This window comes from Brevibacillus sp. FSL K6-6036 (assembly GCF_037964015.1).
Taxonomy (GTDB): domain Bacteria; phylum Bacillota; class Bacilli; order Brevibacillales; family Brevibacillaceae; genus Brevibacillus; species Brevibacillus borstelensis.
On record NZ_CP150173.1, the window covers coordinates 1,487,564 to 1,501,875 of the forward strand.

Annotated in this window: 16 protein-coding genes; 7 read left to right on the forward strand and 9 right to left on the reverse strand. The window is 53.4% G+C overall.

Features of this window, described 5'->3' with window-relative positions; genetic code table 11:
* The first annotated feature begins 18 nt into the window (after positions 1–18).
* Both NST37_RS07485 and NST37_RS07490 read left to right on the forward strand, forming a co-directional pair.
* Positions 19–192: a hypothetical protein gene (locus NST37_RS07485; protein WP_155807990.1), complete on the forward strand. Its 174-nt coding sequence runs from the start codon at positions 19–21 to the stop codon at positions 190–192.
* 138 nt (positions 193–330) lie between these two features.
* A complete protein-coding gene (locus tag NST37_RS07490; RefSeq protein WP_338461970.1) occupies positions 331–795 on the forward strand; it encodes a PilZ domain-containing protein in 465 nt (154 codons plus the stop codon).
* Between the two features lie 55 nt (positions 796–850).
* Here NST37_RS07490 and gerQ read toward each other — a convergent pair whose 3' ends face one another.
* The 3 genes from gerQ to NST37_RS07505 form a co-directional block, all read right to left on the reverse strand.
* Positions 851–1,291 carry a spore coat protein GerQ gene (gerQ, locus tag NST37_RS07495; RefSeq protein ID WP_003387846.1) on the reverse strand — a complete coding sequence of 147 codons (441 nt, stop codon included), beginning with the start codon at positions 1,289–1,291 and terminating at the stop codon, positions 851–853.
* A gap of 46 nt (positions 1,292–1,337) precedes the next feature.
* Complete coding sequence (locus NST37_RS07500; protein ID WP_003387845.1) at positions 1,338–1,760, reverse strand: cell wall hydrolase; 423 nt, start codon at positions 1,758–1,760, stop codon at positions 1,338–1,340.
* Positions 1,761–1,948: 188 nt separating this feature from the next.
* The gene (locus tag NST37_RS07505; RefSeq protein WP_003387844.1) at positions 1,949–2,515 is read right to left on the reverse strand and encodes a VTT domain-containing protein; all 567 of its coding nucleotides are present in this window, start codon (positions 2,513–2,515) and stop codon (positions 1,949–1,951) included.
* Positions 2,516–2,735: 220 nt separating this feature from the next.
* Between NST37_RS07505 and NST37_RS07510 the strand changes: the two genes are divergently transcribed.
* The 4 genes from NST37_RS07510 (at position 2,736) to thrS (ending at position 7,331) form a co-directional block, all read left to right on the forward strand.
* Positions 2,736–3,683 carry a spore coat protein gene (locus tag NST37_RS07510; protein ID WP_339186522.1) on the forward strand — a complete coding sequence of 316 codons (948 nt, stop codon included), beginning with the start codon at positions 2,736–2,738 and terminating at the stop codon, positions 3,681–3,683.
* Positions 3,684–3,762: 79 nt separating this feature from the next.
* Entirely contained in the window at positions 3,763–3,981 is a 219-nt protein-coding gene (locus tag NST37_RS07515) for a hypothetical protein (protein ID WP_003387841.1), read from the forward strand.
* Positions 3,982–4,147: 166 nt separating this feature from the next.
* Positions 4,148–5,065: a putative sporulation protein YtxC gene (locus NST37_RS07520; protein ID WP_039071393.1), complete on the forward strand. Its 918-nt coding sequence runs from the start codon at positions 4,148–4,150 to the stop codon at positions 5,063–5,065.
* Positions 5,066–5,417: 352 nt separating this feature from the next.
* Entirely contained in the window at positions 5,418–7,331 is a 1,914-nt protein-coding gene (gene thrS, locus NST37_RS07525; protein WP_003387837.1) for a threonine--tRNA ligase, read from the forward strand.
* 221 nt (positions 7,332–7,552) lie between these two features.
* On the opposite strand, the gene NST37_RS07530 is transcribed toward thrS, so the two are convergent.
* Genes NST37_RS07530 through NST37_RS07550 form a run of 5 tightly spaced genes read right to left on the reverse strand, consistent with a single transcriptional unit; the run spans position 7,553 to position 11,900 of the window.
* Positions 7,553–8,587 (reverse strand): ThiF family adenylyltransferase, encoded by a 1,035-nt coding sequence (locus NST37_RS07530; RefSeq protein WP_003387836.1) that lies wholly within the window; start codon positions 8,585–8,587, stop codon positions 7,553–7,555.
* A 17-nt stretch (positions 8,588–8,604) separates the two neighbouring features.
* Positions 8,605–9,345 (reverse strand): ATP-binding cassette domain-containing protein, encoded by a 741-nt coding sequence (locus NST37_RS07535; protein WP_003387834.1) that lies wholly within the window; start codon positions 9,343–9,345, stop codon positions 8,605–8,607.
* 4 nt (positions 9,346–9,349) lie between these two features.
* Complete coding sequence (locus tag NST37_RS07540) at positions 9,350–10,012, reverse strand: ABC transporter permease (RefSeq protein ID WP_003387833.1); 663 nt, start codon at positions 10,010–10,012, stop codon at positions 9,350–9,352.
* A 12-nt stretch (positions 10,013–10,024) separates the two neighbouring features.
* Positions 10,025–10,939: an extracellular solute-binding protein gene (locus tag NST37_RS07545; RefSeq protein ID WP_171506404.1), complete on the reverse strand. Its 915-nt coding sequence runs from the start codon at positions 10,937–10,939 to the stop codon at positions 10,025–10,027.
* A 31-nt stretch (positions 10,940–10,970) separates the two neighbouring features.
* Positions 10,971–11,900 carry a helix-turn-helix transcriptional regulator gene (locus NST37_RS07550; RefSeq protein WP_339186523.1) on the reverse strand — a complete coding sequence of 310 codons (930 nt, stop codon included), beginning with the start codon at positions 11,898–11,900 and terminating at the stop codon, positions 10,971–10,973.
* Between the two features lie 254 nt (positions 11,901–12,154).
* On the opposite strand from NST37_RS07550, the gene NST37_RS07555 reads away from it, so the two are divergent.
* Positions 12,155–13,963 (forward strand): aldehyde ferredoxin oxidoreductase family protein, encoded by a 1,809-nt coding sequence (locus tag NST37_RS07555; protein ID WP_003387830.1) that lies wholly within the window; start codon positions 12,155–12,157, stop codon positions 13,961–13,963.
* A 75-nt stretch (positions 13,964–14,038) separates the two neighbouring features.
* Here NST37_RS07555 and NST37_RS07560 read toward each other — a convergent pair whose 3' ends face one another.
* Positions 14,039–14,311 (reverse strand): hypothetical protein, encoded by a 273-nt coding sequence (locus NST37_RS07560; protein WP_003387829.1) that lies wholly within the window; start codon positions 14,309–14,311, stop codon positions 14,039–14,041.
* Position 14,312 lies beyond the last annotated feature (1 nt).

Below are 14,312 nucleotides of genomic sequence, written 5' to 3' on the forward strand. Positions count from 1 at the left end.
GGAGGGGGTAGGTATTCCGTGTGGGGAGCTGTTCTCATATTTTTCATCTTCATGGTCTTGGTCTGGTGGGTGGTAGACCTCCTGTTCCGCTTTATGCGCAAAGACACGATCAAGTTTGATCAAAATCATTTATGGGAAAATTCTCCCATTACCAAGAAGGAAATGAACTACCCGGAGCAGAAAAAAGAATAAGGAAGGTTTTGCGGAAAATATCATAAGCGCCGTGTTCGCGGCGTTTTTTTCCATTTTTGCGTTTATTTCGCCAAAGTCACTCGCTAAACGGTGATCCCAAAGAAACAGGACCATATTCCTTAACATGAGGTGAAAACGGTGAATGGCGTCATCAATTGGCAACGAAGAGACTACTTTCGACTGCAGCTGGTTCCCCCGCTCTGTTCGCGCATGACAATCGTCATGGTAAAAGGAAAGACGATGAAGGTGGGGAGCGCAGATGTTTTGATCGAAGACATAGGAGGTGGCGGCCTTCGCTTTCTCTCTGATTTGAAATTGCCGGTAAATGATCAGTTGGTGCTTGAATTTGAAACAGAGGTATTTTCTCGGCAATTGAAAATGTACGGACATGTCGTTCGCAACAGCAATTGGAATGAAACGATCTATGAATACGCTGTCAAATTTACGATGGACGAGTGGGCCCACGCCGAGATCAATCGCATGGTCAATCTGCTGGCGATTCGCATGAGGCAAAAAAGCTCTTTGCCGAGCGGCTTGTTTTGGCAGGATGAGAAGCAAGCGTATTTTGCCAAAGCCGATTCAAGCGATCCGCAGGTTGTGTAATCCGTATATCTGAACAGACAAAAACCCCATCTGCAAGCGATGAGGTTTTTTGTTTTTAGCGGATACCTGAAGGCAGTGCCGGAGGAATGTAGTTCAAATGCTCGTCTGCGGTGATATAGTCAGTGTTTACCATCAGCAGCAGAAACCGTTTTCCCGATTCCGGGTCGCTGAGGATAATGTGATCTCTCCCTGCCGTTTCCAGAACACCGCGGAAAATTTTCGCATTCCACTGGGTATTGTTCTCAAAGGTTTGGTAAACCGTAATCACCTTTCCGCGGTTCAGGCGAAGGATGTTCTCAATGTAGGATTCTTCAACGACCTGACCGGGAGCCAGAGGCGTTCCGGGAATCAGACTTCCGCTTGGCTGCATGGGGACAGCTTGCTGTTGTCCCGGTTGAACCGGCTGCTGGCCCATCTGGTACGGAAAGGATGAAGAAGGATACATGTCCGTATAGGGGTAGGTGACATAAGGATTGTAAGGCATTTGTTGACTCATGATGAACTCTCTCCTTTTCTGGACTTGCAAGCACCATCAAGTACAATCAGAAAACACGGGGGCAATCCCTGGGGGAAGGGACGAAGAAGCAGTGGGCCTTGTAACGTCCCGAATTTCGCTGGTTATACCATTGCGCCGGACAGTTGCCGCTGGGTCGAAAAAACCACAATGCGTTTGAGGCGGGATGCGTGCGCTCTCCATTTACGACTCGTCTTGCCAGGCGGCGCTCCTTATCCCTGGCGCGCTGATAGAAGTAAGGTTTTTGTACAGCTTCATAACCTCCGGGTGACTGAAACACCATGTCCCGCATCGTTCGTATATTTCTAAAATCAAGACAATTGGCAAGAATGCGGTTCACACCGACGTTTCCGACCATCAGCATGCCCAGTTCCCCTTCTCCCTCGGCTTCGGCACGGATCAGACGAGCCAACATGTCGACATCTCTGGAGTTTACCTTGATTACGGCCATCGCTTCACCTCCTCCAAAAAACTCACAATTACAATATATGGGGAGGTACATATTAGGTGAATGTCCATGAAATATTGCGAAAGAGACGAGGTATTTGGGGCCGCAAACAAAAAAACGCGTCCAGGAAGAGGGACAGCGCACTTTCCGGAGCGTTTTTGGTTCAAAGGCAAACACTTTTCAGCAGACAATCAAGCGGTTTTTTTTCTGCGTTTATTCCATACCAGCCAGGCGATAGCGACAACCGCACCGATGCCCAGCACGGCAATTTCCAGGTATTCGTCGAGCAATACTTTGGCGTGTTTTCCATAGAGGTGAAACAATATTCCGATGAGATAAAATTTGATACCCCGACCGAGAATGGCAAACAGCATAAGCTTCGTCAGCGAATAGTTAAAGACGCCGCTTAAAATGGTGAACACCTTGAAAGGGATGGGAGTAAAGGAACCAATCAATACGGCGGCATCTCCGTTTTTGTCGAACTGTTCGGTAGCCAGCTTTGTCCACTTTTCCGGCAGGATCTTTCTCAAGATCGGTTTGCCGAGCCACTTGCCCAGTATGTATCCGATCGGAGCGCCAAGGATAGAGCCGGTAAACGCGACCGTGGCATAGCGCAGGGCAGCGGCTGGATCGATCAGGCTCATCGCGATCTGCAAGAAAAAGGGAGGAACGGGTACGATAAACGAGTCCAAAAAAGAAAGTCCAAATAGCCCCCAGACTCCATATTGCATGAAAACTTGTGTAATTTGTTCAAACATGAGCGTCTCCTCAAGTCCTTGATTATCGTTTCATTATACAGGAAACGAAATCGTTTCTGTAGTTCTATATATGTCTTGTACAAAGGTATATGTCTCGTATTACGTTGGTCGGCGAAAAGAGTTACAGAAAAACATGGAAAATGCAGAAAGAAACTTGCTTCTATTTGCCAACAGAAAAGGACATACTGTTAGGGATTTGTGAAAAGGAGGAATTGGTCACATGCAACCTCACGCGTACGGAGCACATGAAGTGATGGAGCTGCACGAAGTTTTGAATGAGGCGGTCAATGCGATCAATACGGCCCAGCTGTATGCTCCTTATGTTCGCGACCCTGAACTGAGTCACCTGCTTGGCCATCAGCTGCAATTCATGCAAAATGAGTACAACAGCATGGTCCATACCGTCCACGGGCTGGGTGCGGGAGAGGCGCTGCCATACCGTCCTGCTTCAGCGATAGCGGCGGCACATGCAGTCATGGGCACCATGCAGTCCGGTCAAATGCCGCAAATGTACCCGCAAACGTATCCGCAAACACAACAGCCGAATGTTCATCCCAATCAGATGGACGATCGGGATGTTTCTTCGGCAATGCTGGGCCTGCACAAGTCAGGGGCAACATGCAAAATGGCGGCAGCGCTTGAGGCTGCCCATCCACAGCTCCGAAACATGCTGCTGCAGAGTGCTGTCAACTGCGCCAACCAGGCTTACGAAATGTGGGGCTATATGCAGCGAAAGGGATACTATCCATTCCTGACGATGCAGCCGACCGCCAATGCGCAATTGCTGCGCGGCTACCAACCGGCGTCCGAAGGGAGCCAGGGTGCGGGGCAGCAAATGACACCGCCTCCCGCGGCTATGCCTTCGCCTCATAACGGGACGGTGATTACGAACGCGGTTGAGCCCGAGGGCCCTGCTTCGCAGCAGACCTCCGCCATCTCAGGCGTGTCCTACCCGAGCCCAACACTGCAGCGACCAGCGAATGCAAGCCAAATTTTTTCCTCTCCCACGTACAGACAGGAGCATTACGGAGTGAGCGAGGAGACGCAGGTCGCGGCTGATGCCGAGGGAACTTTGACAGCGGAAGCCTACAGCAGTCTGTCTCAGTCGACCGACAACAGACAGGGGCGAAGCAGAAAAAAAGGAGCTTCAGATTCGACAATTGGGTAAAAAGTCTCTAGGAATTGTTGACGTTGGGAAAGATTGTTGACTACTATAAGGGTACAGACCATACAACGGGAGGTACCCAATGAAAACACTGGGATCGGGGAAAGTCATCTTTTTTGCACCAAATGGAACCACTCTTGAATTTAAGGGAGAAATCGACATACGAGGCGATCGTTTGGCCATTACGGAAATTATCTACTTCAACGGAAAGCCCAACGGAGCACGCGAGATGAACGTTCCCTTGGAGCAATCGGTTATTTATTGGGACCCTGAAGTGTATGAGGAGATCGGCTTTGAATAATTATTCGCAGCGCAACCCTGCCAAGAGGTAGGGTTGTTTTTTCTTGCTTTGAAAAGCGACCGCTGTCTTCGATGTGCAACCTTCCCTCTGTTTCCATCCGTTTAAAAGTATATCGCCTCAAGCAGGACATATACTGTAACTACATTGCGGATTGGGGAGATGGACGATGCAAACGTACGCCTTATATTTTGAAAATGTCCCTGCGCATTGTGATGCTTTTCGCTCGATCATCGATGAGATGAAGGAGCGGGTCAACACCGATCCGGTGCGCATTACATATGAAGAACGCGATCAGGGCGATTTCAGGATGTTTCGCTTTCAAAGCTGGTGTATGGAAGAATACGATGCGGAGACGATAGAATGGGCACGTGCATTTATCTCGCTGGCTGTAGCCGAGTGGGTCATTCGGGTCAAGGAACCGGAGGTCATGGAGGAAATAGCCGGCGACCTGATCGAGTCCGAGCAGCTTGAAGATGAGTGGCCTTACGTTATTCCGTTCGTCCAGCGGCTTTTTGCAGAAGGGGAAGAAGAAGCCGATCTTCTGCAAGCGACTACCCGGAAAGCAAGGATATACCGGAAAGTGCGGGACTACCTGGAGGACGAGCGCGAATTGAACGTACTCGGGTTTGTCCGCTTCCGTCTGCAGGAGCATTGGAATGAGTTGTTTGAGCTGATCGAAACCGGCCTTGACGATTATCTCGAAGACAGGCAGTATCAGGAGTTCGTTGACCTGCTGCGCTTTTTTATCGCCGATCAGGAAGCCAAGCAGGAAGTCGTTCACGTTGTTCCTAGTGTGGACAAACCTTTCCATCTCTATGATAAACACGGAGACCGAATCTGGCTGGACCATCTGGACGCCGTCATGTTTACGGATGAACAGAAATGCCGGGAAGAGGATTATCTGGTGAGCGCTCTGGTAGCGATTGCGCCGGAACGTATCGTTTTTCACATGGCGCAGGACAGGCCCGCATTGACACAGACCGTTCGCAGCATTTTTGAAAACCGGCTGATCACCTGCCATTCGTGTTCCCTGTGTCTGTCCGGCAGACGTGTACTTGACGTAAACAAACCAACTCCTTTATAATACGAAAAACAACCTAACACGGAAAATACAATGAGAAGGACATGGACGATACCCATGTTGCTCCAGAGAGGCGGGACACAGGCTGGAAGCCCGCTGCGTACACGTATCGATCTACCCCCTTCGAGTAGCCGCCGGGAAAGAGCTTCTTGCTCACAGTATCGGCGAGCCGGTTCAAACCGTTACGTTTTCGAGAGGTCTGGAATCGACCTGCTTTTGACCCGTTTATGGGCAGGGCATGTCTACAGGCCAGTAGGGTGGTACCGCGGGTTACAAGCACTCGTCCCTTCAGGGATGAGTGCTTTTTTATTTTCCCTAAACAAAGCAAATACGATGGAGAAAGGAAGTATGGATCGTGGCACAAATCAACGTTACATTCCCTGACGGCGCCGTTCGTCCGTATGACGCAGGCGTCACTGTCGAAGAGATCGCCGGTTCGATCAGCTCCAGTCTGAAGAAAAAGGCGGTTGCCGGTAAAGTAAACGGCAAGGTAGTCGATCTTTACACACCGATCGAGGAGGATGCGGCCGTTGAGATCGTTACGCTTGATTCCGCGGATGGTGTGGAAGTGTATCGTCACAGCACGGCCCACTTGCTCGCTCAGGCGATTAAACGCCTGTACGGGAAAGAGGTAAAGCTGGGCATCGGTCCGGTGATCGAAGACGGATTTTATTACGACATGGATATCCCGGTGGCACTCACCCCGGATGATCTGCCAAAAATCGAGGCGGAAATGGAAAAGATCATCAAGGAAGACTTGCCGATCCGCCGCAAAGAAGTAAGCCGTGACGAAGCAGTCGCGATCTTCAAGGAAATTAACGATCACCTGAAGCTGGAGTTGATTCGCGACCTTCCGGAAGATGCCACTATCACCATCTACGAGCAGGGTGAATTCTTCGACCTGTGCCGCGGACCGCACTTGCCGTCCACCGGTTTCATCAAAGCATTCAAGCTGATGAGTGTGGCTGGGGCGTACTGGCGCGGAAATTCGGATAACCAGGTTCTCCAGCGCGTATACGGCACGGCTTGGCCGAAGAAGGCGGAGCTGGATGAATATCTGCACTTTATCGAAGAAGCGAAAAAACGCGACCACCGCAAGCTGGGCAAGGAATTGGAGCTGTTCATGTTTTCCGAAGAAGCGCCAGGCATGCCGTTTTATCTGCCGAACGGCTTCACTGTCCGCAACGAGCTGGAGCAATTCTCCCGCCGCATGCAGCAGCTGGCCCACTACACGGAAGTGCGCTCTCCGTTTATTATGAACCAGCGCCTCTGGCTGCAGTCGGGCCACTGGGATCATTACCACGAGAATATGTACTTCTCCGAGGTAGACAATACCACTTATGCATTGAAGCCGATGAACTGTCCCGGCCACATGCTGATCTATAAAAACAAAATGCACTCCTACCGCGATCTGCCGATTCGCTACTCCGAATTCGGTCAGGTGCACCGCCACGAGTATTCCGGCGCACTGAACGGGATGCTTCGGGTACGGACCTTCTGTCAGGACGATGCCCACGTATTTGTTCGTCCGGACCAGATCGAGGGAGAGATCAAGAGCATGATCCGTTTGATCGACTCGATCTACAAAGTGTTCGGATTTGAGTACAGCGTAGCTCTTTCCACTCGTCCTGAGGATTCGATGGGTTCCGATGAGCTGTGGGAGATTGCCGAAACATCCTTGAGAAACGTGTTGGAAGAAGCGGGATTGCCGTACGAAATCAAGGAAGGAGACGGTGCGTTCTACGGACCGAAGATCGACTTCCAGATTACGGACGCGCTGAAACGCCGCCATCAGTGCGGTACGATCCAGCTCGACTTCCAAATGCCTGAGAAGTTTGACCTGTCATATGTCGGCCAAGACAACGAGAAGCATCGTCCGGTCGTATTGCACCGCGCCATGTACGGTTCGATGGAGCGCTTTATCGGTATCCTGATCGAGCACTATGCTGGCGCATTCCCGGTCTGGCTCGCTCCGGTTCAGGTTCGCCTGATGACGATCAATGAAGTGCATGTGGAATACGCGCAAAAGGTCAAGGAAAAAATGGAGCAAGCCGGCATTCGCGTGGAGCTTGATGCCCGCAATGAAAAAATCGGGTACAAAATCCGCGAGGCACAGGTGCAAAAAGTGCCTTACATGCTGGTTATCGGTGAAAACGAAGTCGCTCAAGGGACGCTGTCCGTCCGCAAGCGCGGCGTAGGCGACGAGGGCGGCATGAGCGTAGATGCCTTCCTCGACAAGATTAAAGCCGAGATTAGCGAAATGAAGTAAACCTGACAGACCGCTTGGGTCAGTACAGGGGAGAAACAAACAAGCTGTCCGTTTGAAATCGGAAATGAAAAAGGTGCTGTCCGCAAGAGCCGGGACAGCACCTCTTTTCATAAAGCGAACCCGGGACTGCAAACTCGGGATAGCGAACTCGGGCGACGAGCGATCCGGACCCCCTCTTGGAATGATCTGCAGACCAGGGCTTTTTTGCTCCCGACTGTCCGTTAATGTCCTACGTACTTGGCGTACAGTCTCCGGGCAGCTGCGATGTCATCTGTACCCTGGATGAGCACGCGTCCGTCCTGGAAAAAGACGAGCGTGCAGCCTTCCACATGAAAGCGGAGCAAAAACGGATTGGCTTCGACTCGTCCGAGGACGCGAAAGCGCTCGGCCATTCGGTCGAGATTGACAGAGAGGGGGCGCTGCGGGCTGATTTGGACCGTATCTCTGCCGCACAGCGCGGCAAACTCCTCAGCCCCTTCTTGCCACTCGAGACTGCTGAAGCTTCGCCCGACACAGGCGGGGCATGCAGGATTTCGGCCATTTGCGACATTCATCTGCATGAAGTCGTTTTCCCAGATGTCTAGCTGTTCCAGATGGGGATTCAGCATGTCATCCGCTCCGATGAGCAGTTTGAGCGCTTCCGTCGCCTGGTAGGATGCGACAATGTGAACAATAGGGCCGATCACGCCGACTGTATCGCATGTTTCTCCCCGTCCTGCGGGAGCGGTAGGAAATAGACAGCGAAAGCAGGGAGTGATGCCGGGGCGGATAACAGAGAACATTCCGCGCGCGCTTACAACGCCGCCGTAAACCCAGGGAATCGAATGCTTTACGGCTACGTCGTTGATCAGATAACGAATCTGAAAGTTATCTGTCCCGTCGAGAATGACATCCACATCGGTTAGCAGGGCTTCCGCATTGACCGGGCTGATGTCTGCGACGATTCCTTCGACAGCAATGTCAGCGTTGATGCGCCTCAGCTTGGCAGTTGCGGCGACCGCTTTTGGCAGATGCTGCCTGGCATCCGCTTCATCGTAGAGCATTTGCCGCTGGAGGTTGCTTTCCTCCACAAAATCCCTGTCGATCAGCCGCAGGTATCCGACGCCGGCTCTCGCCAAGTGATTGGCGAGAACGGTTCCCAGTGCTCCCATCCCGACGACTGCCGCTTTTTTCTGTTGCAGCATATTTTGTCCCGCACTGCCGATCGGGGCAAACAGCATCTGTCTGGAATAGCGCTGCATCCAATCCGGATTCATTATCCAGGCCCCCTTTTTTAGTAAATCATCCGGCCGCAGAGGAAGTCCTGCAGCTCGGGACTTTTCGGCCGGGTAAAAAACGCCTCCGTACTTCCGTTTTCAACGATCCGTCCCTTGTGGATAAACAAGCATTCGTCGGTCAACCGCCTTGCCTGCTGCAAATTGTGAGTCACGATCAGGATCGTGATGTCCCGCGTCTGTTGGATCGCTTTCAGCACTCGCTCGAAAATGGCGATGTGATAAGGGTCGAGGTTTGCAGTCGGTTCATCGAGAAAGAGCAGATCAGGCTGGTATACCAGCACCCTTGCCAGGGCGATCCGCTGCGCCTCTCCGCCCGATAGGGTATGCGCACGCTGCTTGGCCGTATGCCCCAGCTCGACCAGTTCCAGCGCTTCCGTGACGAGCGAACGGATCGCCGTCCGATCTGTTCCGCGATAACGCAGCCCCAGTGCTACATTGTCAAAGACGGTGGAGTCAAACATGGTTGGCTTTTGCGGGACGTAACCGATCCGCCGCTGCAGTGGCAAGCCTTTTGCGTGGGTGAGCGAAGAAAGGTCAACAACCGTGCCAAACACATCCATCCTGCCTGCAGCCGGCTGCTCCAACAGCGTCATCGCACGCAGCAAGGTGCTTTTGCCCGAACCGCTGGGACCGACGATGCCGTAGATTTTCCTATGTTCAAATACGGCTTTGTCTACACGCAATACGGTCTTTCCTCTGTAGGCGACTTCCAGGTCGCTGAGCTTGAGCTTGTTCATCCTGTCATCTCCGCCCGGTTTTTAATTGGTTCAGCACGCCGATAACCAAGAAGCTGTTGAACAAAAAGCTGATCAGCAAAAGGACCAATCCCATTTGCAGTCCTGCCGTGAAGTTGCCCATTCTCGTTTCGAGTATGATCGCTGTGGTCATAACCCGTGTATGGTGCTCGATATTACCGCCCACGAGCATGACGGCGCCAACTTCGGAAATCGCTCTGCCGTATGCGGCTGCTACGCCAGCCCAGATGCCTTTGCGCGCTTCCTTGACGATGGTAAAGACGAGCTGCAGAGGGCTGGCACCGAGACTTTTCGCGGTTTCCCAATAGGCCCTCTCCTTTGCCTGGACGGCAGACAGGCTTAATCCAGCCAGGATCGGAGTGACCAAGACGACCTGGGCAAGCATCATCGCCTCCGGAGTGAACAAAAGGCCGAGCGAACCGAGCGGCCCGTATCGGGAGAGCAATAAATAGACGATGACCCCGACCAACACCGGGGGAAGACCCATACAAGTGTAAATCAATACGATAACCAGCCGTTTTCCCGGGAAAGAATAAAGACCGAGACAGGCGCCGAGCGGAATGCCGATCAAAGAGCCGAGCAATATTGCAGTCGTTGTCACTTTGAGGGAGAGCCAGACAACCTCCCATACTTCAGGGGTCATGAGCATGAAGCAGAGCCCCTATCGTTTCTTGGCAGAAGGGACGAACAGCCCTTTTCCGTATTTGTCTTTCCCGAACTCGCCGATTATTTTTTGCCCCTCCTCGCCGGTGAAAAACTGGATAAATTGCATCGCTTCATCCGGTTTGGAAGTCGATTTTACTTTGATAATGCCGTATGGATTCAGCAAAGACTGATCTCCCTGCATGACGACCTGCAAATTCAGCTTGCGGGAGAGATAGGTGGCCTCATCTGTGAGCGTGTAGGCATTTTTCTCATCCGCCATTTGCAGGGTTGCCCCCATTCCTTGACCAGAGGAGAGGTACCAGTCGCCCTCGGGAGTGAGCTTCGCTTCCTTCCAGATGCTTTTCTCCTTCTTGTCCGTTCCCGAATCATCACCGCGAGAGATGAATGGAGCCTTCTTTTCCGCGATGAGGGCAAACGCTTCTGCTGCGGTTTTCGCTGTTTTTGCGCCGGCCGGATCATCAGCGGGACCTACGATGTAGAACTGGTTGTACATGACGTCATAGGCGTCTGTTCCGAATCCTTTGGATACGAATTCGTCCTCCGCCTTTCGGGAGTGCACGAGGAGCACGTCGGCATTGCCGTCCTCGCCCAGCTTGATCGCCTGTCCGGTTCCGACGGCGACGACCTTTACCTTGATGCCGCTCTTTTGCTCAAAGGCGGGCAGCATCACATCCAACAGGCCGGAATCTTGCGTGCTGGTCGTCGTGGCCAAAACGATCTCCTTGGCGGACGATTCCGACGGCTTCGATTCGGGAGCTGCCGGTTGCCGCGGCTCCGCAGCGGTGGCCTGCTGCTGATTTCCTGCCGGAGGCTGCTGCGAGCTTTGCGTTGCTGCCGATGGCTCCTGCGAGCAGGCGGCGAGAAGCAAAGAAAGAACGGCAGCGAAGAAAGAGACATAAAGACGCTTCAATCTAATCATCTCCCTATTGTTGAAATCATTTTTACATTCTGTCAATTATTTTTCCGGTTGAGGACATCCCGTAGCCTCCCATGGCGACGACCATTTGTTTAAAGCCCGGGTCGCGCAGCACCTCGAGCATGATGCGGAATCGCTCCTGATCGAGCAGTCTCGTAGGCAATACGAGATCGTACCGCTCTTCCTGCACAGGGAAAAAGTCTAGTCCAAGCCCGCGGGCGGCACTTTCGATTCCCAGTGCAGTGTCCGCGTCTCCCCGCAGGACAGCGGAAGCAAGCTCGTAGTGTGTGTTCATTTCCCGGTAGTAGCCGGGTACGCGATCGGCGGAGCGGCCGAGCTGGCGCAGCTTGAAGTCGAGCAGCACCCGAGTGCCTGAGCCTCGCTGACGGTTGACGATGCGGTGACGGCCCGAGAGAAACTCCTCCCAGCTGGTGATCATCCGCGGATTGCCCAGAGGCACGATAAACCCTTGCCAACGGGTGACGAGATTGACGACGGCCACCTCCTCGTTTGGCAGCAGAGAGCGGATATAGGGGAGGTTATACTCGCCGGTCGTCTGGTCCAGCAGGTGACAGCCGGCGATGTCCACGCGGCCTTTGTACAGCTCGATCAATCCGTCCATACTCCCGGAATAGACAGGGAACAGCGTTACCCCGCGTCTGGCGATCATACGGGTGAGCAGGTCGAGCGACAAGTCATGGCTGCCGGCAAAGTAAATCTCCTGCAGCGGGTGACCTCTTCGCAAAACGGCGGAGCGGTCATGGAGAGCCGGAAGCTCCTCCTCTGACGATTTGTGAGCGCGCATGAAATGGTCGAGATCAGTTCGGAGAATGCGCAGGGCTCGTCCGATTTTGGAAGCCGGCAATTCCTTGCGCTTGATCATCTCGTAAACGGTGTACTTGGACAGCTTTAATACTGCAGCGACCTCTTCCGGAGTGAGATACGCCCGATCCACCAGAATCCCCCTTCCCAGCACGTTAATTTGGTTTTGTTTGGTTTTGTTGGTAGCAGTTTGGTTCCGTTTTGTTTAAAACAAACATACTTGAGGAATGGTTCGCTTGGCAATACATCAGTCGAAAAAATAATCGAAAAATTGGTAATTTTGCCGATCCGCCGCAGTATTATAGGAAGGAAATCCTGCTCGATAGTCGAACTTAGAGAGGATAACGTTCAGATTCAACCATATGGAAAAAAAGGGGGAAGCATGCGATGAACCTGGGAGGTTTCAAAAACCGCGAGATCCTGGTCGACCTCTCTTCCGGTGCCGTGGATTATCGCCAGATCGACGAGGAGCTGGCGAGGAAGTACATCGGTGGACGCGGGCTTGGAGTGAAATACGTGTATGACAACGGTCCGCAGGTGGAACCGTTTTCTGCCGAGAACATCCTTTGTGTGATGACCGGACCGGTGACCGGATCGCGCTCGGCGATGAGCGGCCGTCTCTGTATGGTGACCAAGTCTCCGTTGACAGGTACGGTGACGGATTCCCACATGGGCGGATGGTCGGCTGCGCGGCTGAAGTGGGCGGGCATCGACAACGTCATTTTCAAAGGCAAAAGCGACAAACCAGTCTACCTGTACATCGAGAACGGACAGGGAGAGCTGCGCGATGCAAGCGACTTGTGGGGAAAGGGGACCCGCGCTACAGTAAAGGCGATGCAAGAGCGCTACGGCAAGGAAGACCTGAGTGTGATCTGCATCGGACAAGCGGGAGAGAATCTGGTTCGCTTTGCGGGGTTCATGAACGAAAACGACCGAGCGGCAGGGCGTGGGGGCACAGGGGCGGTAGCCGGCAGCAAGAATTTGAAGGCGATCGTCATCAAGGCGCCCCAAAAAGGAAACATGCCGCAGCCTGCACAGGATGAGGAGTACAAGAAAGCAAACCAGAAGGCGCTCAAAGCGATCATGGAAGGCGGTCTGACGGCTCCGAAAAAGGGCGGTCTCTCTGTATACGGCACGAACGTTTTGACCAGTATCATCAATGAAGTAGGCGCACTTCCGACGATGAATTCCAAATATTCGCACTGGGACGGAGCAGAGGGGCACAGCGGCGAGACGGTCAACGCTACGCTGCTCGTGGCGGACAATACCTGCCATGCCTGTCCGGTAGCCTGCAAAAAGGAAGTCGAAGTAAAGGAAGGCAAGTACAAAACCCGCGTCGAGAGCTTCGAGTACGAGTCCGGCTGGGCGCTTGGCGCCAACTGCGGAGTAAGCGACGCGGCGCCGATTTCCTTTTTGATCAATCTGTGCAACGAGCACGGCATGGACACGATTGAGCTGGGGAATACGCTGTCCTGTATGATGGAAGCGTACGAGAAGGGGCTGACGGAAGAGAGAATCGACTGGGGCGATGCAGACCGGATGATCGAGCTGACGGAAATGCTCGTCTTCCGGAAAGGGATCGGCGATGTGCTCGCAGAAGGAACCGCCCGAGCGGCGAAGCACTTCGGCGACGAAAACCTGGCGATGTGCGTCAAGGGTCAGGCCATTCCGGCGTATGATCCGCGCGGCATCCAGGGGATTGGACTCGGCTACGCGACCAGCAACAGGGGGGCTTGTCACCTGCGCGGGTACACGGTTGCCAGCGAAATTGCCGGTATCCCGATGCCGACAGACCGCCTGAAGCCGGAAGGCAAGGGAGAGCTGCTGAAGGTATTCCAGGACCTATTGGCCTTCTCCGACTCGATGAACATTTGCAAATTCTCCTCGTTCTCGGAAAATGCGGAGAACTACGCTGAGCAGTACGCGACGATGACCGGCGTTCAAGTAAGCGCGGACGACGTCATGAAAATCGGCGAGCGCATCTACAATCTGGAGCGCCATTACAACAACCTGGCCGGATTCAATAAACGGGAGGACGACCACCTGCCCAAACGCTTTACGGAAGAGCCGGGAACAGGGAACAGTGCCGGCCATGTAAGCCGCATGGACGTCATGCTGGACGAATACTACCAGGTGCGCGGCTGGGTGGACGGCGTTGTGCCTGAAGCAAAACTGAAAGAGCTGGGCATTTCCTAGCAAGCAAGAAAAGGTGGAGCCTGGCATCCACCTTTTTCTGGCTATCTTTCTTTCTCGCCGGCTGTTTCCGGCCTGTCAACCGCCAACCCGGAGAACCTTGATCCGAAAGCGTTCCCACAGTCGGTCGAGCGTTCCCTGATCGTCAGCCTGAAAGCGGATAAACACGGCTTGCACCTCAAAGCGGGAGGTAATCGGTATGGTTTCCTCCCGCAACAATTCAGCTTGCCAACGTTCGCCTCGGACTGTGATCGGCAGCGTATCGCCGAGCGGCACTCCGCCGCACTCGGCGAGATAGGTGATCAGGTGAGAGAGAGGGATGCCGCGCAGCTCCACGGTTTGCTCAGCCATT

Coding starts and splice junctions, on each gene's coding strand:
- NST37_RS07510 (WP_339186522.1), top strand. CDS start 2,736: ATGCAACCTCACGCGTACGGAGCACATGAAGTGATGGAGCTGCACGAA.
- NST37_RS07500 (WP_003387845.1), bottom strand. CDS start 1,760: ATGGCCGTAATCAAGGTAAACTCCAGAGATGTCGACATGTTGGCTCGT.
- NST37_RS07515 (WP_003387841.1), top strand. CDS start 3,763: ATGAAAACACTGGGATCGGGGAAAGTCATCTTTTTTGCACCAAATGGA.
- NST37_RS07535 (WP_003387834.1), bottom strand. CDS start 9,345: ATGAACAAGCTCAAGCTCAGCGACCTGGAAGTCGCCTACAGAGGAAAG.
- gerQ (WP_003387846.1), bottom strand. CDS start 1,291: ATGAGTCAACAAATGCCTTACAATCCTTATGTCACCTACCCCTATACG.
- NST37_RS07555 (WP_003387830.1), top strand. CDS start 12,155: ATGAACCTGGGAGGTTTCAAAAACCGCGAGATCCTGGTCGACCTCTCT.
- NST37_RS07540 (WP_003387833.1), bottom strand. CDS start 10,012: ATGCTCATGACCCCTGAAGTATGGGAGGTTGTCTGGCTCTCCCTCAAA.
- NST37_RS07560 (WP_003387829.1), bottom strand. CDS start 14,311: ATGGCTGAGCAAACCGTGGAGCTGCGCGGCATCCCTCTCTCTCACCTG.
- NST37_RS07520 (WP_039071393.1), top strand. CDS start 4,148: ATGCAAACGTACGCCTTATATTTTGAAAATGTCCCTGCGCATTGTGAT.
- NST37_RS07530 (WP_003387836.1), bottom strand. CDS start 8,587: ATGAATCCGGATTGGATGCAGCGCTATTCCAGACAGATGCTGTTTGCC.
- NST37_RS07505 (WP_003387844.1), bottom strand. CDS start 2,515: ATGTTTGAACAAATTACACAAGTTTTCATGCAATATGGAGTCTGGGGG.